Raw genomic sequence first — 24,435 nt, forward strand, 5'->3', positions numbered from 1 at the left:
CAAATACATTTTGCAACTATAAGGGTTAATAAATGCAAAATTTCAAAAATCTACTTTCTATACTATCGGATGGTTTTCGTTGAATATATTCAAACGCTCGTTCAAAAGTTTATATTGATGATCTTTTATAAAGGACGTACAAGCTCTTAAGCCCTCCTGATTACTGCCCGTTGTTTCCAGTGATATAGCGCTAATTCCATAATAGATTAATTGCTGCATCAACTCGCTTCCGGTCATTCCCGGATAGGAAATAGTGAAATAAAATCCATCGGCAATAGGCTCATCCAAATCATGGTCGTATACGATTTTGAACCCATGATTCTTGAATATTTCTTTTAATCTTTTAGCACGAAGACCATATTCTTTAACTTCTGATACGAAATCGAATGTTCCATCGGAAGCTGCTTTAAACATGGCTGCTAAGGCAAACTGTGCCGAATGGCTGGTTCCCGAAGATAGAGCATATAATACACGGTGTATATATACGGTACCGAATGTTCCGCCACCGTATCGCTGAGTGAGCCCGGGGTAGGAGCGATGGTATAATTTATTGGATATAGCCGTTACTCCGATGCGCTGGCCTGCATAGCTAAATGCCTTTGAACCGGATATTTGCATGATATAATTGTCTGTGTATTTAGCAACAGTAGACTGATAGGGTGGGAGGAATGGTGTGCCCAAGTCCTTGCGGAAATCCATAGCAAAATAGGCAAGGTCTTCAATAACAATCGTGTCGTATTTATTTGCTAATTCTCCGATAACTTTCAACTCTTTATCAGTAAAACAGAACCATGCCGGATTATTAGGGTTTGAATATATCATGGCTGCGATGTTACCCTTCTTGAGATATTCTTCCAGTTTTGCCTGAAGTTTTTCGCCACGATATTCGTACACGTCGAAGGACTCATATTTATAGCCCATGACAACAATTTGCTGTTTTTGCACAGGAAATCCGGGATCAATAAATAAGATTGTATCTTTTCCGTCCACACATTGTCCACAAGTCAGAAAAGAAGCATATGTCCCCTGCATAGAGCCCGTAACAGGTACGCAACATTCCGGATCAATATCTATATCAATAAAAGCTTTGATAAAGCGTGAAGCCTCCTTTTTGAGCTCAGCGGCACCATTAATATTGGGATAAACAGAAGCTATACCACTTTGCAAAGCCTTTATTTCCGCATCAACACCTACCTGTGCAGGCTTAAGCCCCGGTACCCCCATTTCCATGTGGATAAACTCTACATTCGTTAATTCCTCTAACTGTGAGGAAATTGCTACTACTTCACGAATGGTTGCTTTACCAAAATGCGACAACTTATAACTGTCTATAACTTCTTTAGCTATCTTATAGTCTACTGGTGTATTCTTCATTTCATCATTATTTATTGATAGGCAAAAATAAGAAATTTATCATTGCCCATTCATTTTTTTTTGAAAAACTATTGTAAGTTCAAATAATCCCCCTATCTTTGCACCGCAATTGAGAGTAATTGCAACTCAAAAAAACGGTGTGGTAGTTCAGTTGGTTAGAATACCTGCCTGTCACGCAGGGGGTCGCGGGTTCGAGTCCCGTCCATACCGCTTAAAAGACTGACAATCAGTCAATTACGAAGACAAGAAGCCTGTAGAATAGCATTTTACAGGCTTTTTTTATATCCCTTTAGGACACACTAAAGTCATTAAAAAGCCAAAGTCGGACAGAGTTCCGTTACCAAATCATTACCCATTTTCTAAAAAACCAAAAAGGTAACGAATGTCGCGATAAGGCGTTGATTTGTCGCAATTTGGCGCAGAAGAAATTCCTCATATGAGATCACAAGAAAGTAATTTTGTAATCTTAATAATTGAGTAATTATGCGTAGTACATTTAAAATTCTTTTCTACATTAAAAAGAATGCGATTAAGAGCAATGGGAAAGCTCCCATAATGGCAAGAATAACCTTAAACGGGGAAATTGCCCAGTTTAGTGTAAAATGCGAGGTTGACCCCGCAGATTGGAACCCCAAAGCAGGAAAAGCGAATGGCAAGTCTGCAAGTGCCATTAAGTTGAATGGGTTATTGGATAATTTCAGAGCAAGTCTTACCCAACATTACAGAGAAATAACAGATTGGGATAGTTGCGTTACTGCCGAAAAAGTTAGAAATGCTTTTTTAGGCTTACAAACTCGTGAAGATTCCCTGTTGGATTTATTCGACCATCACGTTGAAAATCTCAAAGCACAAATAGGAAAGGATGTTAGTCGAGATACATATATGAAGTATCTGCGAACAAGGAACAGGCTCTATGATTTCATGAAATACAAGTACAATATTTCAGACATACACCTGAAAGAAATAAATCATTCTTTTCTTTGCGATTTTGAGGTATATATGAAGACGATGCATAGCTGCGGACAAAATACTACTGCTAAATTCATGCAGAGATTGAAGTCCATAATTCTTATAGCTAAAAGCAACGGGTGGATTAAAGTCAATCCCTTCCTAAACTATAAGCTGCAATTTGAGAAGTCTGAAAGAGAATATTTGACAGAGCCGGAATTGGAAGCCATTATGAAAAAGAAATTCCCTATCAAACGCCTTGAAACTGTAAGAGATGTATTTGTTTTTTCGTGCTTCACGGGTTTGGCATACGTTGATGTTTTTAATTTGCGAGAAAGTAATATCCGAACCACCTTTGACGAAAGTCTTTGGATTATTGGCAAACGTGTAAAAACTGGTGTTAGTTATAGAGTGCCTTTATTAGATATTCCAATGAGAATTATCGAAAAGTATAAAGGAACTCTGCCAAATGACGAAATACTACCTATCATAAGCAATCAGAAGATGAATTCTTATTTGAAGGAAACAGCAGCCGTTTTTGAAAGAGGAAGCAAATGAGTGTAACGAGAACGTAATCAGTGGATTACAAAAAATAGTTCTCTTTGAAATATTGGGAATAAAAGTATAAAAAAGCAAAGTTAGCGGTGATTTCAGTTACCAGATCGTTACCTGAGCATCTTTTTGCAATTCTTTGTACAGTGCTATTATTCAACGTTTTGCGTAAATTTGCATAGCATCGGATAACTCTAAGTAAACTAAATTTGTAACCATTAAAATTAGAGTTATGGCAAGAAGTACATTTAAGGTTTTGTTCTACCTGAAAAAGAACAGTCTCAAACCTGATGGTAAAGCTCCTATCATGGGACGTATCACAGTCAACGGTAGTATATCTCAATTTAGCTGTAAGCTAAATATCAAGCCTACATTATGGGATACAGGCTCAAACCGAGCAGCAGGCAAAAGCCTCGAAGCGCAGAAGATAAATCAGAAGTAGGATAACATCCGTACACAAATCGGCAAACAGTATCAAAGTATTTGCGATAGGGATAATTTTGTGACTGCCGAAAAAGTCAAGAATGGCTATCTGGGTTTTGGAGATGAATACCGTACCCTATTATCTGTCGCTGACGAGTTTTATGAGCAATACAGTAAACGGGTAGGAAAAGACCGAACCGAAGGCTCTTATGAGCAACTGCTGATTAATCGCAAACGTGTTGAAATGTTCCTTAAGGACAGATATAAACTATCTGATATACCTATAAAAGAGGTAGAGCCCCAATTTATTCAGGATTATTACCTCTATCTACTTGAAGAAAGGAAGCTGGCAGGAAGTACGCTCTTAACTTCCATTACCAAGTTAAAACAGATTATGCTGATAGCCCAACGTAAAGGCTATGTACATATCAATCCTTTTGCCGGATTCCGTTTCAAAGCACAAACTCGGGATAGAGGTTATTTGACCGAAGATGAATTGCAACGGTTTATGACAGTCGAGCTAAGGCGATACAAACAACGACAGATACGGGATATTTTTGTTTTTCAAGCGTTTACCGGTCTTGCCTATGCAGATGTCAAGAAACTTACCTTTGATGATATCCAAAAATCGTTTGATGGCGAAATGTGGCTGATTGCCAAACGGAAGAAAACCGGAACGACGTTTTATGTCAAATTACTACCTGTTGCCAAACAACTTATCGAACAATACCGTCTTGTGGCGAAGAGTAAATTTATCTTTCCTGTCCCCAGTAATGTGGAAAATATGAATCGTTCATTAAGGCGTATAGGAAAACAAGCTGGAATCACGAAGTGGATTTCGTCGCATAAAGCAAGACATACAAAATCTACTTTATGGCTGAAAATAAGCGAGTTACAAGGCTGTTTTTTTTGATAGGTAACGATTTAGAAACCAGCGAACCTCTGCGATTTGCGCCATTTTGCATAAAGACAAAGAACGACTCTCATTTACAAAGTTACATAAAATTATTCTGTCGAAGAAAACTATAGGCTTCTTTCTTCCATATTGTATCTTCCGACATAGGAAACTTTTTCCAGCACAAAAAATAAGATGTGCATAGGTTATGCAAGTTTTCTACCGAAAATATTTGAAAAATATTTTTGAGAGAACCGAAGGCTTGAACTTGCTTAACCGTCAAATGCGCATCTTTAACTTGTGCAGGAAAAACTTCCTAAACAAAAACCCACAGCGTAAAGCTGCGGGCTTATCTATTTACTAATATATGAAATTTAAACTAATTCAGGTTCATCCGACGGTCTACCTTTTCTTTTCATGAATTGTTCGACTTCTGAAGCTTTATAATACACTCTTCCGTCATCGTAGGTATAATATGGAAGCAGCTTCTTTTGCCGATACCGGGCAATCGTTCTTTTTGTAACTCCAAGGAGTTTACACAGATCGTGATTGTCAAGCAGCGCATCACCATCAAAACACTCTTTGAGCTTGTTCATTCTATCAAGCGTTTTGTCTATCTTGTCAAAGCGTCCTAATAGGATTTGCATCCATTCCTCGAAACTTTTTTTATTATCCATAATGACCTTAGAAAAATGTTACAGTGCAAAGGTCGGCAGTAAAAAGAAACGGATTTCATAGGTTATACCTGAGTCAGGTACTATTTTTATTAAAAAAATTCTTATTTGACTGATTTACAGTGAGAAAAAATGAGAAATCAGATATAATACTCGGTAATTGTTGATAGAGAAGGGTATTTTTACTCGAAATAGGCTAAAAATGTGTTTGGATAACCATAAAACAAGAAATACCTGTGTCAGGTGCAACTCAGGTGTTTTGCAGCCACTATATAGGCGTTTTCGCAAGGTTAAACCTTAGAGGTTGTAAGGTTTAATGTTGAAACCGGCAATACTTAGTTACTTTGTATATATCGTTTGGGTAATCCCATTTTGATAGCTTACATTGTTTTTTACACGCCATTCGGATTCTTTCGGATTATCGGAGAATAAAGGCGTTCCGAAGCCAAGTATCACAGGGAAACGGTTAATTATCATTTCATCTACCATATTGTGATTCAGTAGCATTGTTAGGAGTTTACCGCTACAGGCAAGCCAGATGTCTTTTCCCTCTTCCTCCCGCAGTTTATCTATACTGTCAATTATATCATCTGTAATAAAGTGGATATTGTCTTTTGCATGCATGGGCATAGATGAAACCACATATACAGATTTATCCTTATAGGGCCAAATGATATCCATACTCAGAATATTCAGATAGGAAGATTCGTCTATGATTACCGTATCTGTCGATTCAAAAAAACTCCGGTATCCATAGTCTGTCTTTTCCGGACTTGAAAAATCTGATATCCAGTCTAAATCGCCATCAGTCCGAGCTATGTATCCGTCAAGGGAAACTACTGTATACAACTTAATTTTTTTCATAACTTTATGATTTAATTATACAAAAGAAAAAGCGTGGAGCTCGCTCATTCCGATACAGGGGCACTGGTATACCCGAAAGACGAAATTTGCAAGTCCACGCCATACTCTGTATAGCATGAACATTACACCTTTCATCTCGTCTTTCTTGAAAATTACCAGTTTTCTGTATCGAGACGTTCAGCGAACGTTATGTTATGTACTCATGAAGTATCTGAAATACTTCTGATTGTTACTGTTTTACACATGCAAAGATAGCACATTGAATTGATTTATTTACTATCATCATCATCCATTCTCTTTTTTAGGGCTGTTATCATGCGGTTTAGATACTCAGTCCGTTCTTTTCTACCTTTTAATTCTATATATATCTGATATATGTTACTCAAATCAACATTGAACATTGTACCAAACATAGACGCCAGTACAATAATGTCAATATTTCCATGATTGACACTTGCTAAGGTATGGATACCATAGATTATTTCACCCAAAGCATTTTTCTTATCTGTCCACATCTCATTAGAATGGAGGCCATGAATTGACTCCATGTCGTTATCCTCTTTTGTTAGTTTTGCCAATTTATTACTAATGTAAACCGTAAGCATCTCATGCGCCAGGATTTTAGTTAGCTTAAAATCATAACATGTTGAAAAATTACTGTCTCTTTCAAAATAGAAACTATCAAGAGGCAGTTGAATATCCGGCTTTCCTCGAAGGAAATAAACATGGTCTAAGTGAGTACTTCCAGAGCGATAGTATTGATAAAAATCAAGATTAACATCAAAGAAGTATTTTATCCGGTTTTGAATTCGTTCTAAATACAGCTTTTTATCATCAATACTGCCTGCCGGCATTCTTATTTCAATGTTATAAACTTTACTATGGTATATTAACAGGCAAAACAGTTGGGGTTTTATCTCCTTAAAAAAGTAAATTTCTTCGGAGTCTCCTTTGAAAGAATAATTGCTTATAAAGAACTTCAGTTGTTCAAAGCCTTCCTCTAACTGAGGGATAATTAGTTTTGACTTTTGCAGCATACTACATTCCATCTTCTCTATTTCTAAGATGTTCTGAAGAATATTATTCTTCAGAGTTGAAACATATTTTTCCATGATTTCATTTTTAAATTAATGATTGAATAACAAAACATGGTAAACACACGCCAACTATCGCTGCCTGTCAAATACACTTTCCCGGGCTACAGAATTTACAATACATAACTAAGAATTGTTTTATAGAAGTAACAACTCCTAATATATATAAATAAGCCAATCCATAACATAAGGGTATTTGATAATACCGGGCTATTATTTTGCAAAAGACTCGTTGGCGTTAGATAACTACAAAAGCAAGTATAGCGTCCTATACAAGTTTTGATGTTATCGTTATAGTTACCGGTCTTTGTTTTCTTTGCTATTTTTAGATAAAAAAAAATTTTATTTTCACTCATTTTAAATGTTTCGTCAAGTGAGTTTTTGAGTAAATTTTTTTAGTGATAAGTCTACATTCTTCTTAAAGAATTTACTAAAAGAAGATTAATATGCAAATCCCATATTAAAACTTACCCCCCCTGAATGGTTAGATTAGTGTGAGCTAAAAGTATTTTTATTTCTAATATAATAAATCCTGTTATCCAGGCACTTGCAGTTTTGTCACTTGTCTCTTATACCGTTTTAGTAAATATGGAGTAACAAAAAGTTTATACTCTACTTTTATCTGTGTACTTTTATCCTTTTCTATAAATCCATTAGATTAAAATTCACTTCTATTGTAATGAAAGTAAGAAAAGGACAAGAAGAAGAGCTAAGTACTATTCTTGTCCTCTTCGAACTTATTCGTTCAGTAGATTAAAGTAAGCCAGATCAGATTCCAATCCCTAATTACTATTTACATAAGATTCCATACAGCCTTAAACTGTCAGTTTGTTCATTATTACATATTGAAATCTTGCTTTAACTGAATTACCCAACTTTTGATTCTTGTTTCTGTCTTGTCAGATTCATTATCTTCATCGATTGCTAAACCACAAAAATAACCGTCTTTCTCAGATGCGGAAGAATCAAATGAATAACCTGATATATCAACATTATTTCCAACTAATACAGCTCCCGCTTTTTGAACTGCATCTGCAAGCTGTCCGATTGCATCACAAAATGTATCGGAATAAGAAGATGAATCGCCTGTACCAAATACAGCAATATTTTTTCCATTTAGGTTTAACTTTTCCAATTTACTAATATCCCAGTCATCTTGAATATCGCCAAGTCCCCATGTAGATGAACCAAGCAATAAATATTCATAATCAAGTATTTTTTCCAATTGGCTTCTCCCTATATCATAAACATCTTCTTTGTTTATATCTAAGTTTTTAGCTATTTCTTCTGCAATTCGTTGTGTGTTCCCCGAACTGGAACCATAAAAAAGTCCTATCCTTTTCATAATATTTCTTATTTAAATTTTACTGATTATTAGGATTATAGCTATAATAAACCAGAATCAATATTAGTTAAAAACAGTACTGTTATGATTTAGCGTTTATCTTAGCTTTACATTTATTATTTACTAAATATATCTTTTCTTCAATGTGATTTAACTTCACATATTTCACGTTCTTGTATTTCCTTTGTTTTTCGCGCATACACAATCAAGCGAATAGAGTGTCCATAAGTAATATAGTCCCATATCCAACCAAAAAATATAGATATTTTGTTTCGGATACCCAATATAGACCGTAGGTGGACAACAAGCCAAAGAATCCATGCAAACCAACCCTGTATCTTCAACTTTCCTAATTCGGCGACAGCTTTGTTTCTACCAATAGTAGCCATAGCCCCCAAATCCTTATATCGAAAGGCTTTTGGTTGCTCTCTGCTCAGCATACATTTTAGATTTTTGGCAAGAAGGGTAGCTTGCTGTATTGCTACTTGTGCCAATTGTGGGTGTCCATTTGGATAGTTAATATCTGTGGTTTGAAGACATTGGTCGCCAATAGCATATATGTTGTTAAAACCTTTTACTCTGTTATATTCATCTACTTGTATTCTTCCTCCTCTCCCTAATATTGATTTTTCAAGATTATCAATAGGAACTGCACTTACTCCACTGACCCATATAAAGGAACGTGTTGAAATTTTAGTTCCGTCTTCTAATATAACTTTACGATCCTCGTAAGCTATTACTTTTTTGTTGAGTATAATATTTACTCCCATCTTACGCAAGAATTTTTCAGAAGCGGCTGATGATTCTTTTGACATACCCGATAATACCCGATCTCCAGCCTCAATAAGATATATGTTCAACACCTTATTATCCATTTCTGGATAATCTTTAGGTATCACTAATTTCTTCATCTCGGCAATGGCACCTGCAATTTCTACCCCGGTAGCTCCCGCCCCAACAATAACAATATTGAGAAGTTCTTGTCTTTCTTCTTCTGTGGTACAAGTAATCGATCTTTCAAAATTAGAAAGCAAAGTATTTCGTAAACCCATCGCTTCCGATACGTTTTTCATCGGTATAGCCTCTGCTTCGATTGTTTTGTTACCAAAATAATTTGTTATTGTACCTGCTGCAAAAACAATATAATCATATTCTATCTTACCTATCGAAGTCAAAATCATGTTCTTTTCGGGAAAAACAGCTCTTACTTCAGCCATACGAAAATGAATATCTTTCCTTCCCTGAATTATTTTTCGGAAAGGAAAAGATATTGCTGATTGATTAATCCCAGCCGATGCAACCTGATATATAAGAGGTAAAAACTGATGGTAATTATTTTTATCTACCAAAACAATCTGGAAATATGAATTCTTTAGTTTATTGGCTAGTTTGAGTCCTCCAAAACCACCCCCTACAATAATTACTCTTTTTTTATCAGTCTTTGGTATATTGAATCCCATAGTCTATATTAAACTAAAAATTGAAAGATAATTGTATTTGTATTGCAGCCGGAAATACAATATTATTTTCCAAATGAATATGATGATGCAGATTTTCTTCAAACTCATTCAATTGGTTCAACACCAATCTGTAACTTTCGCAAGCATCGTCTGGAGCTAAATATGTATTTGTCAATCTTGATATCTCACGAAAACGGCTACCTTCGGTATCATGCTCACTCATCATTACTGCAATTGGCTGTTCTACACCTCCACAGTGGAAAAAAGGCAATGGTTTCCGTGAAGAATATGCTTCATGCATCTCGTATATATAAGGGAATAGTATTTGCTCTTCTTTATTAAGATGTTCATTAAGATCCGTCAAAGAGGCGTCGAAAAGAGCCTTCACTTCATACAGCGAATTGTATTTATTTCCGTGAACGTCACAGACCTTATTCAACAATTCTTGTATTCCTCTTCCATTCTTTCGGATATAACGATGATGGTGTTTTATAATAAAGTCAACTAAGAGGTCTATATCCCAAGTCTTAAAGTCCATTGTTTTATCTACAAAAGGTTCTGTTTCCCCTAATTTTTTTAATACATCTTTTATATCTATTCCTTGTGCATTACATGCGTTAGATAGTGAAACATCGCCTCTACAGCAGAAATCTATTCCAAAATCATTAAATACTTTAGAGTTATCAAACTTGTCGGCCACTATTTGACCGACAGTCATATCTTTATAATTCTTGTTCATTTTATACAACTTTTTTATATATTACTTTATCTCTCCTGAATTAACAATATGGAATTATAATTACCACAGAGTTATAGTTTAGATAGATTTATGCCAAGAATATCTTCATATCTTCATCTACTGTGGTAATAGTGCTAAGACCAAAGTTATCAGCCAGTACTTTTAGTATATTAGGTGAGAAGAATGCGGGTATTGTAGGTCCTGTATGAATATTCTTAACACCGAGTGAAAGGAGAGCCAATAGGACGATTACTGCTTTTTGTTCGTACCAAGCTATGTTGTAAGCTATTGGTAGTTCATTTATATCATCTAGTCCAAAGACTTCTTTTAATTTCAAGGCGATCAATACCACTGAATAACTATCATTACACTGTCCAGCATCCAATACACGAGGAATTCCACCAATATCACCCAACGGTAATTTATTGTATTTGTATTTTGCACAACCAGCTGTAAGAATAACTGTATCCTTCGGTAGTTTCTCCGCAAACTCGGTATAATAATTACGACTTTTTGCCCGTCCGTCACAACCACCCATCACAAAAAACTTACGAATAGCACCCGACTTAACTGCATCTACTACTTTATCAGCAAGTGCAAATACTTGCTCATGTGCAAATCCTCCAACAATTTCACCAGTCTCGATTTCGGTAGGAGCTTTACAGCGTTTAGCATGCTCAATTAGTATCGAAAAATCTTTCGCTTGACCATCTTTACGGTCTTCGATATGAGTAAATCCACTAAACCCTGTTGTTCCGGTTGTATAAACCCTATCGACATAAGTAGCATTTGGACGAGGCGGTACGATACAGTTTGTAGTGAAAAGGATTACACCGTTGAATGTTTCAAATTCTTCATTTTGTTTCCACCAAGCATTACCATAGTTTCCTACAAAATGGCTATATTTCTTAAATACAGGATAATAGTTTGCAGGTAGCATTTCACTATGAGTATATACATCTACACCTGTACCCTCGGTCTGCTCCAACAGGTCATGCATATCTCGTAGATCATGTCCCGAAATCAAAATGGCAGGATTATTGCGTACTCCAATATTTACTTTTGTTATTTCAGGATTACCATAGGTTGATGTGTTGGCTTTATCGAGTAAAGCCATTGCTTTTACGCCGTATTCTCCACATCTTAGTACAAGTGTAGTTAATTCTTCTATAGAAAGATCTTGGTTAGTAGCTACTAATGCCTCTTGCATAAAGACATAAATATCATTGTCTTCATAGCCAAGATTAAATGCGTGCTCAGTATAAGCAGCCATACCTTTTAATCCATAGGTCAGCATTTCTCGTAACGAACGGATATCCTCATTTTTTGTACGAAGGACACCTATTGTAGCTGCTTTGGCTTCTATTTCATCTTCACTATCGCATTGCCAAGTAGCACAGTCTTTATTTAGGCAATCAACGACATCAGCTCCCAGTTGTGCAGCCAGTGAGTTTCTTAAAGTAATAGCCTCATATGTACGTTTAATGAAACGTGTTCTATCGAAGTTGGCATTAGTGATAGTCATAAACAGTGATTCTACAATAAAACGGCCGACTTCAACTGGCACTTCTATCCCAACTTTACGCATCTGGATTGCATAATACGAAATCCCTCGTAATAGAAATAGCTGCAAATCCTGAAGATTAGCTACATCCGGTGTCTTTCCACAAACACCTCTTACTGTACAGCCCTCATTACGGGCAGTTTCCTGACATTGAAAACAAAACATACTCATTATTTACTGTTTAAGTTGTTGATACTTTTTTCTTTTATTGCAAACATAAAGCCTTTGATTATTTAAATCTGTGACATTTATCACGGGTGATGAAGATATTTTATCTACTTTTGCAATAAAGATTAAGTCAATGGAAAATGTAGAGTTATTTTTTTCTGTAATGTGTGTGAAAGGAAATCACCTGAAGAAATTTTATCAAGAGCTTGTACGATACCTCATACCGTAAAGAGCTACAAAAAAGGAGAGCATGTTGCATATCAGGGCGACAGGGTGGACTTTCTATATATGCTAGCCAAAGGTAAGGTTAAATCAGAAGTCGTTTCTGATCCGGGGATAACTTTACAGATAGATGAGATTAGTGCACCTCATCCATTAGCTGCAATTTTTTTGTTCTCAAGGAATAACCATTTCCCCGTGGATGTTATAGCCTTAGAAGATTCTGAAATAATTCTAATAACGAAAGACTCAATAGAAAAACAGATGGCTAAATGCCCTTATTTTCTTCGTGGGTTTATGGCCTTCACTTCTGACCGTGCACTATTTTTATCAGAAAGATTGAAGATTTTTTCACTGAAAGGAATAAAAACAAAAGTAGCTTTTTATCTTTTTCGACGTGCTAAAGGTGACGAATTTGAATTAGGCCAAAGCATTACCTCTCTTGCTAAATTTTTCAGAGTTGACAGGTCCTCTCTATCACGAGCTATATCAGGAATGGTACATGATGGAATTATTGAATTTAAAGAAGGAAAAGGGAAGATTATTGATCGTAATGCACTGAAAAATATGTTTTAAAAAAATAATTTATATATTGCATTGGTGGAAACAAGGCCTGTTTTCCACTTGTTCCTTCAATATACTCTCTAAGATACTGCCATATGGATAATTCAAAGTAAAAGGCAGATGTGTGTATTTTTATGATTTTACCCGACACTCTGCCTGACTCAGAATTCCAACTAACGTGATCGCCTATTTTAATTGTTTTATCCATATCTTATTTTTGTATAGAGAGTTTATTCAATCTTCATAGGAAATATGCGATCCGACAACTTTTGCCGGAGATGTATAAGTATGCTCCTGAATTTTATTAACGCCCATGATGTGCATTACCTTCCAACCTTTTGCTTTTAGAAAATCAGACACCATAGAACGATGGCAGCGCCACCAGACTGCCTCGGCACACATATATACAGTCGGAGCTTGTAAGGCAATCTTTTCCAGTCTACCAATAGCTTCCGCGAAAGCTTCTGTTTCCATATAATCGGCATATCCACGAAATGAAATATTCTTCCATCGTATGTTTTTTGAATCAGGGCGGACTTTTCGTCGTCCGCCCAACTCTTTCATGTATATATACCTTATTCCTGCCTCCGGCAATAGAATTTCCAGATTCTCTTTATTAAATTGTGGAAACTTAGTTGAACCCGGAAGGCTCCGTATATCCACCAATTGCTTTATTTCAAATGATTGCAGCATAGCAATAAATTCATCTATACTATGGGTAGAATGGCCAATGGTGTAAATAATATGTCCTCTGGATGTTCCCATTATCTCGGTACCGGAATATCTATGCGTCTTTATCCTTTAATCATCGTGAGCAACATCTTAAATTGTTGCTTGGCAAAGAGCGCGTGCGGAACGTTAGCCGGCATAATTACGGTTTGGCCTGTAGTGAGTAATAAAGGTTTGCCCGCTATTGTAATTTCAGCCTCTCCATCCAATATTTCTACTACGGCATCAAATGGAGCTGTATGTTCACTCAGTCCCTGTCCCTTATCAAAAGAAAAAAGGGTGATGTTTCCCGCGTCGTTTTTCAAGACTTGTTTGCTGATAACTCCCCCTACGGAGTATTCAATCATTTCTGCCATATTCAGAATGGCTCCTTTATCAAATAATTCGCTCATAATTATACTTATTTATAGTTAGACTTTTGTTGAACCTCCGTCGATAATCAAGTTAGTACCGGTAATAACCGGCGCATAACTGGATGCCAGAAAGGATATTGCTTTCGCAATGTCTTCCGAATTAGCAATCTTCTTTAATGGAACGGCTTCTATCATTTTGTTTATCGCATCTCTATACTCTTCATTATTCAATACCATATCGGTCAATACCGCCCCGGGAGAAATAGAATTGACCCGTATGTTATAATCGGCAAACTCCAATGCGGCACTTTCGGTAAGGGAGATAACGGCGGCTTTTGAACTATGATAGGCTGCTCCATCGCGAGCTCCTTCCAACCCGGCAATTGAGGCAATATTGATAATCGCGGGATTATCCCCCTTTTTTAGCAATTCCAATGTATATTTTTGCCCCAGGAAAACACTTACTTGATTGATATTAACCACCCTCATATATTCCTCCAAAGACATTTTCCCGAAAGGTTTATACAAGGATATCCCGGCCACATTCACCAATACGTCCAGCTTGCCATGTTCCTTTTCGATTCTCTCTGTTACATTTTTCCAATCTTCTTCGCTGGCAACATCATGTTTGATAAATGTAACATTATTTCCTAAATGCTTTTCTGTTTGTAGTCCCTTTTCCGCATTTATATCCGTAAAATAGACAAAAGCATTTTCTTTCATAAATTCTCTAACGGTTGCTAATCCAATACCGCCGGTTCCTCCGGTAACTAAGACTACTTTATTTTCAAAATCATTCTTTTTCATATCTCTACCTTTTTAGTTCTTTATAGATAACACTGCCTATCACATATTAGTTTATTTCATTGAAGAAGAATCCTCCGAAAGGAAAGCCTTTAGGAGGATTTTCACTATATGATATTTAACAGATTATCCTAAAAACATCTTCATGTCTTCATCCACTGTTGTAATTCCTCCAATTCCAAAGTTATCTATTAGTACCTTAGCTACATTCGGTGAGAGGAATGCAGGCAACGTAGGCCCTAAATGAATATTCTTCACTCCCAAAGAAAGCAATGCCAACAGAACGATTACCGCTTTTTGTTCATACCAGGCAATATTGTATGCAATTGGTAATTCGTTTACATCGTTCAACTCAAATACTTCTTTCAGTTTCAAAGCTATTAATGCCAATGAATAGCTGTCGTTACATTGTCCGGCATCTAATACACGTGGAATGCCGCCTATATCGCCCAACGGTAATTTATTGTAACGGTATTTGGCACAACCGGCGGTAAGAATAACTGTGTCTTTTGGTAATTTATCAGCAAACTCAGTATAATATTCACGCCCTTTCATACGACCGTCACAACCTGCCATTACAAAGAATTTACGAATAGCTCCGGATTTTACTGCGTCAACCACTTTGTCGGCTAATGCAAATACTTGCTCATGTGCAAATCCACCGATAATTTCTCCGGTTTCAATTTCGGTTGGAGCTTTACATCTCTTTGCGTGTTCGATTATTTTTGAGAAATCTTTTGCTTGTCCGTTTTTACGATCTTCGATATGTGTAAATCCTCCAAAGCCTGAAGCCCCTGTTGTGTAAACTCTATCAGCGTAAGTTGAAGTAGAGCGAGGAGGCACTATACAATTTGTTGTGAATAAGATAGGCCCATTAAAAGATTCGAAATCTTCGTTTTGACGCCACCAAGCACTACCGTAATTACCTGCAAAATGGCTGTATTTTTTGAATGCCGGATAGTAATGTGCCGGAAGCATTTCGCTGTGTGTATAAACATCAACGCCTGTACCTTCAGTTTGCTCAAGAAGATCTTGTATATCGCGAAGATCGTGCCCCGAAATCAAAATAGCAGGATTGCTGCGAACACCGATATTTACTTTGGTAATTTCCGGATTGCCATAAGTAGAAGTGTTTGCTTTATCAAGCAATGCCATGGTTTTTACACCATATTCGCCACATTTTAGCACCAATGCTGTTAACTCGTCAGCAGAAAGTTCTTTAGTCGTGGCAACTAACGCCTCTTGTATGAAAGTATGAATCTCAGCATCGTCGAATCCTAAATTCACAGCATGCTCTGCGTATGCAGCCATTCCTTTTAATCCGTAGATTAGTAATTCGCGTAATGAACGAACATCTTCATTTTCGGTAGCTAAAACGCCAACTGTAGCAGCTTTTATTTCCATCTCTTCTACTGTATTTCCTTTCCAAGTCATACATTCGCAGTCTGCTGTAATACCGGTTGCTGCTGCAAGTTTGTCGCGCAAAACAAATGCTTCTTTTATACGAGTTACAAAACGATCTTTATCGAAGTTGGCATTAGTAATGGTCATAAATAACGATTCCATTATAAAATGATTAGCATCAGCCGATACTTCAATACCTTTTTTACGCATTTCTACTGTGTAGCGTGAGATACCTTTCAATAGATAAATCAATAAATCTTGCAAATTTGCTACATCCGGAGTTTTTCCACAGACTCCCTTTACTGTACAACCTTTATTTTGGGCTGTTTCTTGACATTGAAAACAAAACATACTCATAATTTTAATTTTTTATTTGATTTGTAATGCTATTTTTTATAAAAGCTTTGCTTGGGCTGTGGGACGTGGGGTCTTCACAACCAAGATGCGACCTTGTTGTGTTGAATTATTCGATAAACAATGCACTATACCCTTAGGACTTTCCACCAAGTGATCTTTTTCAACTGCTATTGTCTCGTCTCCAACTCGAACATCAATCGTTCCTTCTAAAATATAGAAAAACACATCGACCGGAGTCATATGCGGCTTAAGGCTTTCGCCTGCTTGGAGCGTAATATGTATTGCTTGTGCTGAATCTGCATCATATAATTTACGAACATCTACATTGTGTGGATTTTTTGCAACTTCCACTTGTTGTACATTTATTACATTCATACTATTTCTATTTTTAGTTATATCCAATTTTCTTCCAAAATTTCTCCTTGAATCCCGATAACGATTTTCTTTATCGGGATTTTACGTAAAGCCTGTTCTGCTGCAATCCTTACCAATTGTAACAATCCTCCGCAACATGGTACCTCCATTATAACAACAGTAAGGGTATTAATGTTAGATTGATTTATCATTGCAGTGATTTTTGCCACATAACTATCTTTTCCATCATCTAATTTGGGGCACGCGATTGCTAATGTGTGATTTTTGATAAATCTATCGTGAAAATTTCCATACGAAAAAGCTGTACAATCAGCTGCAATCACCACATCAGCGTTGCTGAAATATCCGGCTTGCGGGTTTAATAAGTGCAATTGCACAGGCCAATGTCGCAGTTGTGAAGGCATGTTATCTACTTTAGTCACCGGATTTACAGGCGCAAATGATTTTGCTCCACTTCCCGGACAGGCTTGTGGCTGTTGAAATGCACCACAACTTCCCTCTTTTTCTAATAGATTCATATTGATTTTTATATTGTGTTCTTTTAAATATTTTAGTCCCTGTGCAAAAAGTTCTGTTTCTCCGTGATTTTTTAAATGTGTTAAATGCGCTATAATAGTTTCTTCTCCTTTTGGAGCAATTTTTTCCATAACAGCTATTTCGTCATAAGGCTCAGCTTCACGTTCTTCAAGCTCTATTGCTCCCACAGGGCAATCCCCGATACAAGCGCCTAAACCGTCGCAATACAACTCGCTAATCATGCGAGCTTTGCCATCAATTACTTGCAATGCACCTTCGTGACAACCGCTTACACATAGCCCACAACCATTACAAAGTTCTTCATCGATTTTTATAATCGTTCTTTTCATGTTCTTTCCAATTGTTTTTTGCAAAAATACAGTGGTATGAGGGAAGGAGTCGTAACATTTGTTACACTTATGATTTTTACTATATGTAACTTTGTATAAAAAAGAATTTATGGATGCTGACTTACTCTTTTTCTGTACAATGTGTCGTGAGAAATCACCTAAAGAAATTGAAAATATAAGTTGCGAGATTGATCATAAGATAAAGCATTATAAACGCGGAGATCTAATTGCCTCACAAGGCGACCGCATATCCGACTTGTATATGCTAACGAGAGGGAAGGTAAAGACGGAAATTATTTCCCAGTCGGGACTTACCGTCTCTGTGGAAGAAATTACAGCTCCTTATCCGTTAGCTGCGGCTTTTATTTTTGCAGACAATAACCGCTTTCCGGTGGAGGTTACCGCAATGGAGGATTGTGAAGTGATACTAATCAGTAAGTCTTCTATTGAAAAACAGATGGCTAAATGCCCCGGATTCTTAAGGGGATTTATGGCTTTTATAGCCAACCGGGTGCAATTCCTGTCGGAAAGGCTGAAAATATTCTCACAAAAAGGAATTAAGACTAAAATTGCCTATTATATTCTACAACGTGACCAAAGTGGAACATTTGAGTTAGGGCGGAGCATTGCATCACTTGCCGAGTATTTTGGGGTAGAACGTCCTTCTCTTTCAAGAGCTATATCTGAAATGGCGCACGATGGTATTATAGAATTTGAAGCCGGCAAAGGAAAAATTTTAAAGTACAATGATCTGAAAGAGTTATTGGGATGAAAAATAAAGTAAAGTTAAATAATGAAGGTGTACGCAGGCAAGACCGACTACTGGATGAATCCGGATCCATTGAGCTCTTGCGTACAGGCGAGTATGGAGTACTTTCAATGGTTGAAAGTGTTGATAAAGAAATAGGAGGGTATGGCATTCCGCTTAACTATGTCTGGGATGGTAATCATTCAATCTATTTTCATTGTGCGCCTGAAGGGTATAAATTGGATTGCCTGAAAGAAAATCCCAAAGTTTCATTTTCTGTAATTGGTCATACAAAAGTAATATCGCACAAATTTACCACAGCCTACGAAAGTATTGTTGTTCGGGGTATCGTATTCATGGAGTTAACGGAAAAAGAATGCATGAAAGCCTTATTGCTGATTTTAGATAAGTATTCACCCAATAATAAAGAAATAGGAATGAAATATGCCGAGAAATCATTCCACCGGACAAATATCATACGGCTTGATATAATAGAAGTATCAGGAAAGACAAAAAGAATAAAGGAATAATTGTGATAGAAACATTTGCAGATAATATTATTGAGTACAACAAGAATTTAGCGTACATCGGAGAATTACCAGCTGGATTTAGGGTAGTAAATCCTTTTTGTGATAACCCGGAAGCAGTAAAAGTAATGGAACAGTTTTATCGCAAATACTACACCGATTCCCGGCAGCGCAAGTTTATTATAGGTATCAATCCAGGTAGGCATGGGGCAGGGATTATCGGTATTCCTTTTACTGATACAAAACATTTGGAAAATGTTTGTGGTATCCGAATGCAATCGGCACAAACGCACGAAATATCGTCTGTATTCGTCTATGATATGATTGCCCAATATGGTGGGGCTGAGCTCTTTTATCAAGATTTTTTTATAAATTCACCTTTCCCTTTGGCTATTGTCCGCGAAAAAGAAGTAGGGAAATGGGTTAATGCCAATTATTATGACGATACTTCACTGTTAAGAATGACGGAAGAGTTTATGATTACTTCATTGAAAAAACAAATTACTATCGGGATAGACTGTAGCGAAGTGTTTGTATTGGGAAAAATGAATGCTACATATATTTCAGAAATGAATAAAAAAGCGAATTTATTTGGACGTATAACCGTTCTTGAACACCCACGGTATATACAACAATACAAATCAAAAGATAAACAATTCTATATTGATAAGTATATTCTGACTCTAAATAACTCCATTGTGTAGTTTTAAGGTTACATTTCTAATCTCCGCTTGAGATACTGTATACACATTATTGGATACTTCATGTGTTCATACAAGTCGGCACTCTATACTTCGAAGTGCATAAAAGCAGGCGACAGCCTGATAATGAAAAATCAAGTGCGAGCAGCTACTTAAATATACTTTCTTTGAACCAAGTATAGTAGTAAATCAAATATTTATTTTATTTTCCCGTGGAAATTTGTTTCTATGGAGAATAATAATTTCCTTTGTACCATATTTCCATTGGATATTATTGTTCTCAGAAGTAAGATCGAAACCTTCTTAATTTATTATGAAACATTTTTTTTCACTCTTTATTTTTCAGACATGAAAGTAATGAATTATAGTACATTGATATTCTTTATCCTTATTATTCAGGGCACATCTGCTTATTCACAAGAGAATACAATCTTGCATGTAGATAGCCTTTCGTTACGAAATGACTATTTAGCCGAAATGCAATCGGTAAATATTCTGAAGCATAAACCTATTGAAGTCACAGAAAACCTTGTAAGATCTGTATTGGATAAACAAACTGCTTTTGCAGTATATAAGGATAATTATATGGTAACCGGAATACCTTTGAACAAACCTGTAAACCGAAAAACTGCAGATGCTTTTTTTCAGTTCAGTATTCGTCACAGGGTCACCAAAAGTGTTCTTCCTTTTAATTCATTTCTATATATAACCTATTCTCAGAAATCATTTTGGGATATTTATGATGAATCAAGCCCTTTTCATGATACAAATTATAATCCGGGTATTGGGATAGGCAGATATGTAATAAGGAATAACAAACTAAAGGGAGCGGTAATGCTTTCACTCGAACATGAATCAAATGGAAAGGCAGATTTGGATTCACGAAGCTGGAACTATATAAATGTATCGATTAAATATTTTTACAACATGCGATTGTCTGCTAAAGCACAAGCTTATTTACCATATGTAGATGGGGAACATAATAAAGATATGCTGAGATATAAAGGCTATGGTAATTTTTCAATCAATTATATTGATAAGAAAAATTTATGGTGGTTCAGTCTTGAGATAGTTCCACGTGATAAGATTATAAATCCTAATATCCATACATCTTTATCATTTCGGGTATCCAAGAACTCAAACCAATATCTAACTTTGGATTACTATGCCGATTATGGAGAGGGTTTGTTGAACTACAAGGAGTATACAAACCAAATCAGAATAGGATTTACTATAAAGCCAGATTTCTTTAGCGCATATTAATTTAAAGCAAGTTCAAACATCTTCTGAAGTTACTATGGAAACTCCATAGGTTCTGCTTTATATTATTATAAAATAGCTTTTCTTAATTCCGGGATATTTAACAGTTCCACTGTTTTTCCTTTCATAAGAATAAGCCCTTCTTTGGCCATTTTACTGATTTCTTTTGTCAAGGCAGGGCGGGTAACACATATATAATCCGCCAGTTGAGCCTGATTATGATCAATATGGACAATATTATTATCGACCAGTTTTTGTTCGAAAAGATAAGCAACAAAACGACTGCGTATATTTTTATACGACAATGCCCGCAAACGCAAAACAGTGCACTTATTACAGTTTCCAGCAACACACAAAAAACTTTTCAGTAAATCTGGAAACTCACTGATAAGTTTGAAGACGGAATCTTTAGTAGCTTTCAGCAACACCCCATCCTCCGTTGCTTTGAAAGTAGCCGGAAGCGTAGTATCAGCCTTAAATAAGTGAGGAGTAGCAAATGCGCGCGGGGCTATTATATGCTCAATCAGTACCTCATTACATAGGGCATCTATAATATCCACTTTCAATTTTCCTTCCAGTAAAACCATTAATTCCCGGCAGGGAGAATCTTGCCTGGCTATAATATCGTTCTTCTTTATGTTGTAAACGGCACAATCTAATCTTTCCAGCAAAGAGTGTTGTACTTTGGGGGATAAATCCTTAAACAAAGGAATCTGCAACAGCAGTTCTTCATGTTTTGCCGTAAAAACAATTCGTTCCATACTTCTATCTACTGATATACAAAAATAGAGAATAAAATAGAGAACACACAATTTTATCAACTATAAACTTTTAACGTTAATTGATGTTTTAAATAGATGGTATGTAATTAAGAACACCTATTTCACCAATGGTATATACTAAATTTGCAAATATGTATTCGCCTAATATTGAAAAAACATGAATAACCTGAAAACAATTATCTTCTGGGGCGCTTTGTGGGGCATACTCGAAGCTACCCTCGGGTGGTTGCTTCACCTTATCCATTTCAAGGGAGAAGTGCTGGTACTTTATCCTTTCGGACTGATGTGCATGATGATGGCTGTCAAACAGACCGGGCAGATGTCTTCTGTCGTGAAAGTGGCAGGAGTAGCGGCAATGGTAAAATTAGTCAACCTGTTTATGCTGCCCGCTGTGCCTGTTTATCATGTAACAAATCCTGCCGTGGCCATCTTTCTGGAGGGGTTGGTAACGTGGGGATTTTGTATATATGCAAAGAAAAGAGAAGCATTATGGAAGATAGGAATTCCCGTAGCATTTATCATGGTACTGGCCTCTATTTTTATCTTCCGGGGATGGCAGCTATTTATGGATGCTTTTATTACTTACAATCCAAGCGTACATAAACCTTACGACGCGGGATTGTTTTTCCAGTGGGGATGGCGTTCACTGATACAGGGTATAATGCTTGTAGGCGCCGCTTATCTGGTTCGGTGTGTTCCCCTGAGTTTCGACTATACAAAATGGACAGGCCGGTTGGCTATACCCTTCCTTTTTGTGTCTATCGTTCTAAATGTGTTATTATAAATTTGTATCATGCTACATCCCGACGAAATCACCGGTGTAGTGCTGGCAGGAGGGAAAAGCTCCCGTTTCGGCTCTAACAAAGCCCTAAGCAAATATGGAGATGAGACTTTTCTAAAGCATATTACCGCATTACTTCAGCCCTATGCGAAAGAAGTAGTTATATCAGGCTCTTATCCTGAATACGAAAGCTTTGGCGTCGCTGTATTAGAAGATAAAATAAGCGAAACAGGTCCTTTGGGGGGAATATATACAGCTTTATTATACAGTTCTACCCCCTGGATACTGGTATTAACCTGTGATATGCCTTTCATTACAAATGAAATTATCATGCATATGCTGGCAGCAGGCAAGGGTGAAAACGTAATCGGGTGGAATCATGCTGAAAATATAGGAATATTCCCTTTACTGGTATCGAAAAACGCATTACCGGATATCGAAAAAGCGATCGAAAAAAAACAATATCGTATAAAACAAATCTTTAACCGGGAGAATACGCGAAGGATAACGATCCCTGACCAGTGGGAGCATTTTTTCGCAAATATCAATAGCCAAGAAGACTATAAAAACACAATAAAATGAATGCGATAAAGATAAAAGGTTCTCCAGCTCGCGGACTGGCGGCTGCTACCCTGGGATTTTTCTTCGGTTCGGCAGCCATATCACTCTTTGGCCCGTCGGCCACCAAACTGAACGAAGTAATGGAGCTCTCCCCATCTATGTTGGGGCTATTGGTAGCCATACCTACCCTGTCGGGTTCATTGCTTCGTATACCATTCGGGGCATCGGTAGATGAAAATGGAGGGCGAAAGTCATTTCTTTGGCTCATGGTTTTGTCCGTTATCGGGCTGGCCGGGCTCAGCTTGCTTCTTACCACCCATTATCCCGACAATATGGAAGGTACTTATTGGCTTATTCTGTTATTCGGATGCCTAAGTGGATGCGGAGTTGCAACCTTTTCGGTAGGTGCGGGACAGACATCTTACTGGTATCCGAAAAATAAACAGGGATTTGCCTTAGGTATATTCGGGGGATTCGGCACATTGGGTGCCGGTGTTTTCGCACTTATACTTCCGGTCTTATTGCAATCTGTGGGCTTTGTGTCAGCTTATCATATATGGACTGCGTTTATGATTCTCGGCACTATTTTGTATGCCGTTATCAGTTGCAATGCTTATTTTTTCCAATACCGGACGAAAGGTTTCAGCGAAGATGAGAGCAAGAAAATGGCAACCGAAGCCGGACAGGAGCTTTTTCCGGCAGGAAATATGAAGCAAAGCCTTATTATATCTGCTAAAATTCCTGAAACATGGATACTCGTTATCGCCTACTTCGTTACTTTCGGCGGCTTTATGGCCCTCACGGCATGGCTTCCCACATACTGGCAGAAGACACACGGTTTGTCGGCTACCCAAGCAGGTCTTTACACGGCGGTATATGCTTGTCTGGCTGCTTTATTGCGTATTCCCGGTGGTAGTATATCCGACAGGATAGGTGGGCTGAAAGTCAGTATGTTTGCTATCGCACTGTTAGGCTCTGTTTCCATCATCATGGCATTTTCGAGTAACTGGATATTGTCCGGAATCTGCACACTGGTCATTGCCGTTGCGTTCGGACTGAATAATGCCGCCATTATGAAACTGGTTCCTGTATATGTATCCAAATCGGTAGGTGGGGCATCCGGCTGGGTTGGAGGCCTGGGCGCTTTCGGTGGATTTGTTATTCCTCCCGTACTTGGAAAAGTGGTGGATGTGATGGGAATCACCGGTTATTACCGGGGCTTTTTCACCTTTACCGTATTAAGTATAATCGTACTACTGATCCTCTATTTCGGATTGGTTGTTCGCAATAAGAACAAAAAATAA

General features: G+C 37.2%; 27 protein-coding genes and 1 tRNA gene. 12 read left to right on the top strand and 16 right to left on the bottom strand.

Annotated features, from left to right (window positions below):
- Positions 1 to 57: 57 nt before the first annotated feature.
- The gene (locus M2470_RS04725; RefSeq protein WP_280743703.1) at positions 58 to 1,374 is read right to left on the bottom strand and encodes a pyridoxal phosphate-dependent aminotransferase; all 1,317 of its coding nucleotides are present in this window, start codon (positions 1,372 to 1,374) and stop codon (positions 58 to 60) included.
- 136 nt (positions 1,375 to 1,510) lie between these two features.
- Here M2470_RS04725 and M2470_RS04730 point away from each other — a divergent pair.
- The 4 genes from M2470_RS04730 to M2470_RS04745 all read left to right on the top strand — a co-directional run bounded on the left by M2470_RS04730 (position 1,511) and on the right by M2470_RS04745 (position 4,210).
- Positions 1,511 to 1,584 (top strand) — tRNA-Asp (locus M2470_RS04730).
- A 273-nt stretch (positions 1,585 to 1,857) separates the two neighbouring features.
- On the top strand, positions 1,858 to 2,880 hold the full coding sequence (locus M2470_RS04735) for a site-specific integrase (RefSeq protein ID WP_280743702.1): 1,023 nt from the start codon (positions 1,858 to 1,860) through the stop codon (positions 2,878 to 2,880).
- A 226-nt stretch (positions 2,881 to 3,106) separates the two neighbouring features.
- A complete protein-coding gene (locus tag M2470_RS04740; RefSeq protein ID WP_280743701.1) occupies positions 3,107 to 3,316 on the top strand; it encodes an Arm DNA-binding domain-containing protein in 210 nt (69 codons plus the stop codon).
- A gap of 60 nt (positions 3,317 to 3,376) precedes the next feature.
- A complete protein-coding gene (locus M2470_RS04745; RefSeq protein ID WP_280743700.1) occupies positions 3,377 to 4,210 on the top strand; it encodes a site-specific integrase in 834 nt (277 codons plus the stop codon).
- A 356-nt stretch (positions 4,211 to 4,566) separates the two neighbouring features.
- Here M2470_RS04745 and M2470_RS04750 read toward each other — a convergent pair whose 3' ends face one another.
- The 7 genes from M2470_RS04750 to hcp (M2470_RS04780) all read right to left on the bottom strand — a co-directional run bounded on the left by M2470_RS04750 (position 4,567) and on the right by hcp (M2470_RS04780) (position 12,097).
- On the bottom strand, positions 4,567 to 4,869 hold the full coding sequence (locus M2470_RS04750) for a helix-turn-helix domain-containing protein (RefSeq protein ID WP_002561330.1): 303 nt from the start codon (positions 4,867 to 4,869) through the stop codon (positions 4,567 to 4,569).
- A gap of 336 nt (positions 4,870 to 5,205) precedes the next feature.
- On the bottom strand, positions 5,206 to 5,730 hold the full coding sequence (locus M2470_RS04755) for a dihydrofolate reductase family protein (RefSeq protein ID WP_280743699.1): 525 nt from the start codon (positions 5,728 to 5,730) through the stop codon (positions 5,206 to 5,208).
- Between the two features lie 269 nt (positions 5,731 to 5,999).
- On the bottom strand, positions 6,000 to 6,842 hold the full coding sequence (locus M2470_RS04760) for an RteC domain-containing protein (protein ID WP_002561328.1): 843 nt from the start codon (positions 6,840 to 6,842) through the stop codon (positions 6,000 to 6,002).
- 820 nt (positions 6,843 to 7,662) lie between these two features.
- Positions 7,663 to 8,169 (bottom strand): flavodoxin, encoded by a 507-nt coding sequence (locus tag M2470_RS04765; RefSeq protein WP_002561327.1) that lies wholly within the window; start codon positions 8,167 to 8,169, stop codon positions 7,663 to 7,665.
- A 140-nt stretch (positions 8,170 to 8,309) separates the two neighbouring features.
- Positions 8,310 to 9,629, bottom strand: a complete 1,320-nt coding sequence (locus M2470_RS04770; RefSeq protein ID WP_280743698.1) for an NAD(P)/FAD-dependent oxidoreductase — start codon at positions 9,627 to 9,629, stop codon at positions 8,310 to 8,312.
- A 13-nt stretch (positions 9,630 to 9,642) separates the two neighbouring features.
- On the bottom strand, positions 9,643 to 10,368 hold the full coding sequence (ric, locus tag M2470_RS04775; protein ID WP_002561321.1) for an iron-sulfur cluster repair di-iron protein: 726 nt from the start codon (positions 10,366 to 10,368) through the stop codon (positions 9,643 to 9,645).
- 88 nt (positions 10,369 to 10,456) lie between these two features.
- Positions 10,457 to 12,097: a hydroxylamine reductase gene (hcp, locus tag M2470_RS04780; protein ID WP_002561320.1), complete on the bottom strand. Its 1,641-nt coding sequence runs from the start codon at positions 12,095 to 12,097 to the stop codon at positions 10,457 to 10,459.
- A gap of 168 nt (positions 12,098 to 12,265) precedes the next feature.
- On the opposite strand from hcp (M2470_RS04780), the gene M2470_RS04785 reads away from it, so the two are divergent.
- Entirely contained in the window at positions 12,266 to 12,895 is a 630-nt protein-coding gene (locus tag M2470_RS04785; protein ID WP_280743697.1) for a Crp/Fnr family transcriptional regulator, read from the top strand.
- On the opposite strand, the gene M2470_RS04790 is transcribed toward M2470_RS04785, so the two are convergent.
- The 7 genes from M2470_RS04790 to M2470_RS04820 form a co-directional block, all read right to left on the bottom strand.
- Entirely contained in the window at positions 12,861 to 13,091 is a 231-nt protein-coding gene (locus M2470_RS04790) for a DUF2945 domain-containing protein (RefSeq protein WP_280743696.1), read from the bottom strand. The two genes, M2470_RS04785 and M2470_RS04790, sit on opposite strands and share 35 nt — an antisense overlap.
- Before the next feature lie 26 nt (positions 13,092 to 13,117).
- A complete protein-coding gene (locus M2470_RS04795) occupies positions 13,118 to 13,648 on the bottom strand; it encodes a DUF488 domain-containing protein (RefSeq protein ID WP_280743695.1) in 531 nt (176 codons plus the stop codon).
- 29 nt (positions 13,649 to 13,677) lie between these two features.
- On the bottom strand, positions 13,678 to 14,004 hold the full coding sequence (locus M2470_RS04800; protein ID WP_280743694.1) for a cupin domain-containing protein: 327 nt from the start codon (positions 14,002 to 14,004) through the stop codon (positions 13,678 to 13,680).
- An 18-nt stretch (positions 14,005 to 14,022) separates the two neighbouring features.
- A complete protein-coding gene (locus M2470_RS04805) occupies positions 14,023 to 14,772 on the bottom strand; it encodes an SDR family oxidoreductase (protein ID WP_280743693.1) in 750 nt (249 codons plus the stop codon).
- Between the two features lie 123 nt (positions 14,773 to 14,895).
- Positions 14,896 to 16,524 carry a hydroxylamine reductase gene (hcp, locus tag M2470_RS04810; protein WP_280743940.1) on the bottom strand — a complete coding sequence of 543 codons (1,629 nt, stop codon included), beginning with the start codon at positions 16,522 to 16,524 and terminating at the stop codon, positions 14,896 to 14,898.
- A gap of 42 nt (positions 16,525 to 16,566) precedes the next feature.
- Entirely contained in the window at positions 16,567 to 16,905 is a 339-nt protein-coding gene (locus M2470_RS04815) for a cupin domain-containing protein (RefSeq protein ID WP_280743692.1), read from the bottom strand.
- Between the two features lie 17 nt (positions 16,906 to 16,922).
- Entirely contained in the window at positions 16,923 to 17,771 is an 849-nt protein-coding gene (locus tag M2470_RS04820; RefSeq protein WP_280743691.1) for a 4Fe-4S binding protein, read from the bottom strand.
- Positions 17,772 to 17,880: 109 nt separating this feature from the next.
- On the opposite strand from M2470_RS04820, the gene M2470_RS04825 reads away from it, so the two are divergent.
- From M2470_RS04825 to M2470_RS04840, 4 genes are all read left to right on the top strand, one after another.
- Entirely contained in the window at positions 17,881 to 18,543 is a 663-nt protein-coding gene (locus M2470_RS04825; RefSeq protein WP_280743690.1) for a Crp/Fnr family transcriptional regulator, read from the top strand.
- Positions 18,540 to 19,049 carry a pyridoxamine 5'-phosphate oxidase family protein gene (locus tag M2470_RS04830; RefSeq protein ID WP_002561311.1) on the top strand — a complete coding sequence of 170 codons (510 nt, stop codon included), beginning with the start codon at positions 18,540 to 18,542 and terminating at the stop codon, positions 19,047 to 19,049. The genes M2470_RS04825 and M2470_RS04830 overlap by 4 nt, the downstream gene beginning before the upstream one ends.
- Before the next feature lie 2 nt (positions 19,050 to 19,051).
- Complete coding sequence (locus tag M2470_RS04835; RefSeq protein ID WP_280743689.1) at positions 19,052 to 19,750, top strand: SMUG2 DNA glycosylase family protein; 699 nt, start codon at positions 19,052 to 19,054, stop codon at positions 19,748 to 19,750.
- Positions 19,751 to 20,095: 345 nt separating this feature from the next.
- Positions 20,096 to 21,010 (top strand): phospholipase A, encoded by a 915-nt coding sequence (locus tag M2470_RS04840; protein WP_280743688.1) that lies wholly within the window; start codon positions 20,096 to 20,098, stop codon positions 21,008 to 21,010.
- Between the two features lie 65 nt (positions 21,011 to 21,075).
- Here the strand turns inward: M2470_RS04840 and M2470_RS04845 are convergent, their stop codons facing one another.
- Positions 21,076 to 21,768, bottom strand: a complete 693-nt coding sequence (locus M2470_RS04845) for a Crp/Fnr family transcriptional regulator (RefSeq protein ID WP_046148735.1) — start codon at positions 21,766 to 21,768, stop codon at positions 21,076 to 21,078.
- A 178-nt stretch (positions 21,769 to 21,946) separates the two neighbouring features.
- Here M2470_RS04845 and M2470_RS04850 point away from each other — a divergent pair, with 178 nt between their 5' ends.
- The 3 genes from M2470_RS04850 to M2470_RS04860 are packed head-to-tail and all read left to right on the top strand — an operon-like array spanning position 21,947 to position 24,435.
- Positions 21,947 to 22,573, top strand: a complete 627-nt coding sequence (locus M2470_RS04850) for a hypothetical protein (protein ID WP_002561307.1) — start codon at positions 21,947 to 21,949, stop codon at positions 22,571 to 22,573.
- A gap of 9 nt (positions 22,574 to 22,582) precedes the next feature.
- The gene (locus tag M2470_RS04855) at positions 22,583 to 23,152 is read left to right on the top strand and encodes a molybdenum cofactor guanylyltransferase (RefSeq protein ID WP_002561306.1); all 570 of its coding nucleotides are present in this window, start codon (positions 22,583 to 22,585) and stop codon (positions 23,150 to 23,152) included.
- Positions 23,149 to 24,435, top strand: coding sequence for an MFS transporter (locus tag M2470_RS04860; RefSeq protein ID WP_046148736.1), 1,287 nt, complete (start codon positions 23,149 to 23,151; stop codon positions 24,433 to 24,435). The genes M2470_RS04855 and M2470_RS04860 overlap by 4 nt, the downstream gene beginning before the upstream one ends.

The organism is Parabacteroides sp. PH5-46, from assembly GCF_029892785.1.
Lineage (GTDB): Bacteria > Bacteroidota > Bacteroidia > Bacteroidales > Tannerellaceae > DFXE01.

Bases quoted from the DNA above. Each gene is read 5' to 3' on its own strand.
- M2470_RS04725 (WP_280743703.1), bottom strand. From the start codon at position 1,374: ATGAAGAATACACCAGTAGACTATAAGATAGCTAAAGAAGTTATAGAC.
- M2470_RS04735 (WP_280743702.1), top strand. From the start codon at position 1,858: ATGCGTAGTACATTTAAAATTCTTTTCTACATTAAAAAGAATGCGATT.
- M2470_RS04740 (WP_280743701.1), top strand. From the start codon at position 3,107: ATGGCAAGAAGTACATTTAAGGTTTTGTTCTACCTGAAAAAGAACAGT.
- M2470_RS04750 (WP_002561330.1), bottom strand. From the start codon at position 4,869: ATGGATAATAAAAAAAGTTTCGAGGAATGGATGCAAATCCTATTAGGA.
- M2470_RS04755 (WP_280743699.1), bottom strand. From the start codon at position 5,730: ATGAAAAAAATTAAGTTGTATACAGTAGTTTCCCTTGACGGATACATA.
- M2470_RS04760 (WP_002561328.1), bottom strand. From the start codon at position 6,842: ATGGAAAAATATGTTTCAACTCTGAAGAATAATATTCTTCAGAACATC.
- M2470_RS04765 (WP_002561327.1), bottom strand. From the start codon at position 8,169: ATGAAAAGGATAGGACTTTTTTATGGTTCCAGTTCGGGGAACACACAA.
- M2470_RS04770 (WP_280743698.1), bottom strand. From the start codon at position 9,629: ATGGGATTCAATATACCAAAGACTGATAAAAAAAGAGTAATTATTGTA.
- ric (WP_002561321.1), bottom strand. From the start codon at position 10,368: ATGAACAAGAATTATAAAGATATGACTGTCGGTCAAATAGTGGCCGAC.
- hcp (WP_002561320.1), bottom strand. From the start codon at position 12,097: ATGTTTTGTTTTCAATGTCAGGAAACTGCCCGTAATGAGGGCTGTACA.
- M2470_RS04790 (WP_280743696.1), bottom strand. From the start codon at position 13,091: ATGGATAAAACAATTAAAATAGGCGATCACGTTAGTTGGAATTCTGAG.
- M2470_RS04795 (WP_280743695.1), bottom strand. From the start codon at position 13,648: ATGGGAACATCCAGAGGACATATTATTTACACCATTGGCCATTCTACC.
- M2470_RS04800 (WP_280743694.1), bottom strand. From the start codon at position 14,004: ATGAGCGAATTATTTGATAAAGGAGCCATTCTGAATATGGCAGAAATG.
- M2470_RS04805 (WP_280743693.1), bottom strand. From the start codon at position 14,772: ATGAAAAAGAATGATTTTGAAAATAAAGTAGTCTTAGTTACCGGAGGA.
- hcp (WP_280743940.1), bottom strand. From the start codon at position 16,524: ATGTTTTGTTTTCAATGTCAAGAAACAGCCCAAAATAAAGGTTGTACA.
- M2470_RS04815 (WP_280743692.1), bottom strand. From the start codon at position 16,905: ATGAATGTAATAAATGTACAACAAGTGGAAGTTGCAAAAAATCCACAC.
- M2470_RS04820 (WP_280743691.1), bottom strand. From the start codon at position 17,771: ATGAAAAGAACGATTATAAAAATCGATGAAGAACTTTGTAATGGTTGT.
- M2470_RS04825 (WP_280743690.1), top strand. From the start codon at position 17,881: ATGGATGCTGACTTACTCTTTTTCTGTACAATGTGTCGTGAGAAATCA.
- M2470_RS04830 (WP_002561311.1), top strand. From the start codon at position 18,540: ATGAAAAATAAAGTAAAGTTAAATAATGAAGGTGTACGCAGGCAAGAC.
- M2470_RS04840 (WP_280743688.1), top strand. From the start codon at position 20,096: ATGAAAGTAATGAATTATAGTACATTGATATTCTTTATCCTTATTATT.
- M2470_RS04845 (WP_046148735.1), bottom strand. From the start codon at position 21,768: ATGGAACGAATTGTTTTTACGGCAAAACATGAAGAACTGCTGTTGCAG.
- M2470_RS04850 (WP_002561307.1), top strand. From the start codon at position 21,947: ATGAATAACCTGAAAACAATTATCTTCTGGGGCGCTTTGTGGGGCATA.
- M2470_RS04855 (WP_002561306.1), top strand. From the start codon at position 22,583: ATGCTACATCCCGACGAAATCACCGGTGTAGTGCTGGCAGGAGGGAAA.
- M2470_RS04860 (WP_046148736.1), top strand. From the start codon at position 23,149: ATGAATGCGATAAAGATAAAAGGTTCTCCAGCTCGCGGACTGGCGGCT.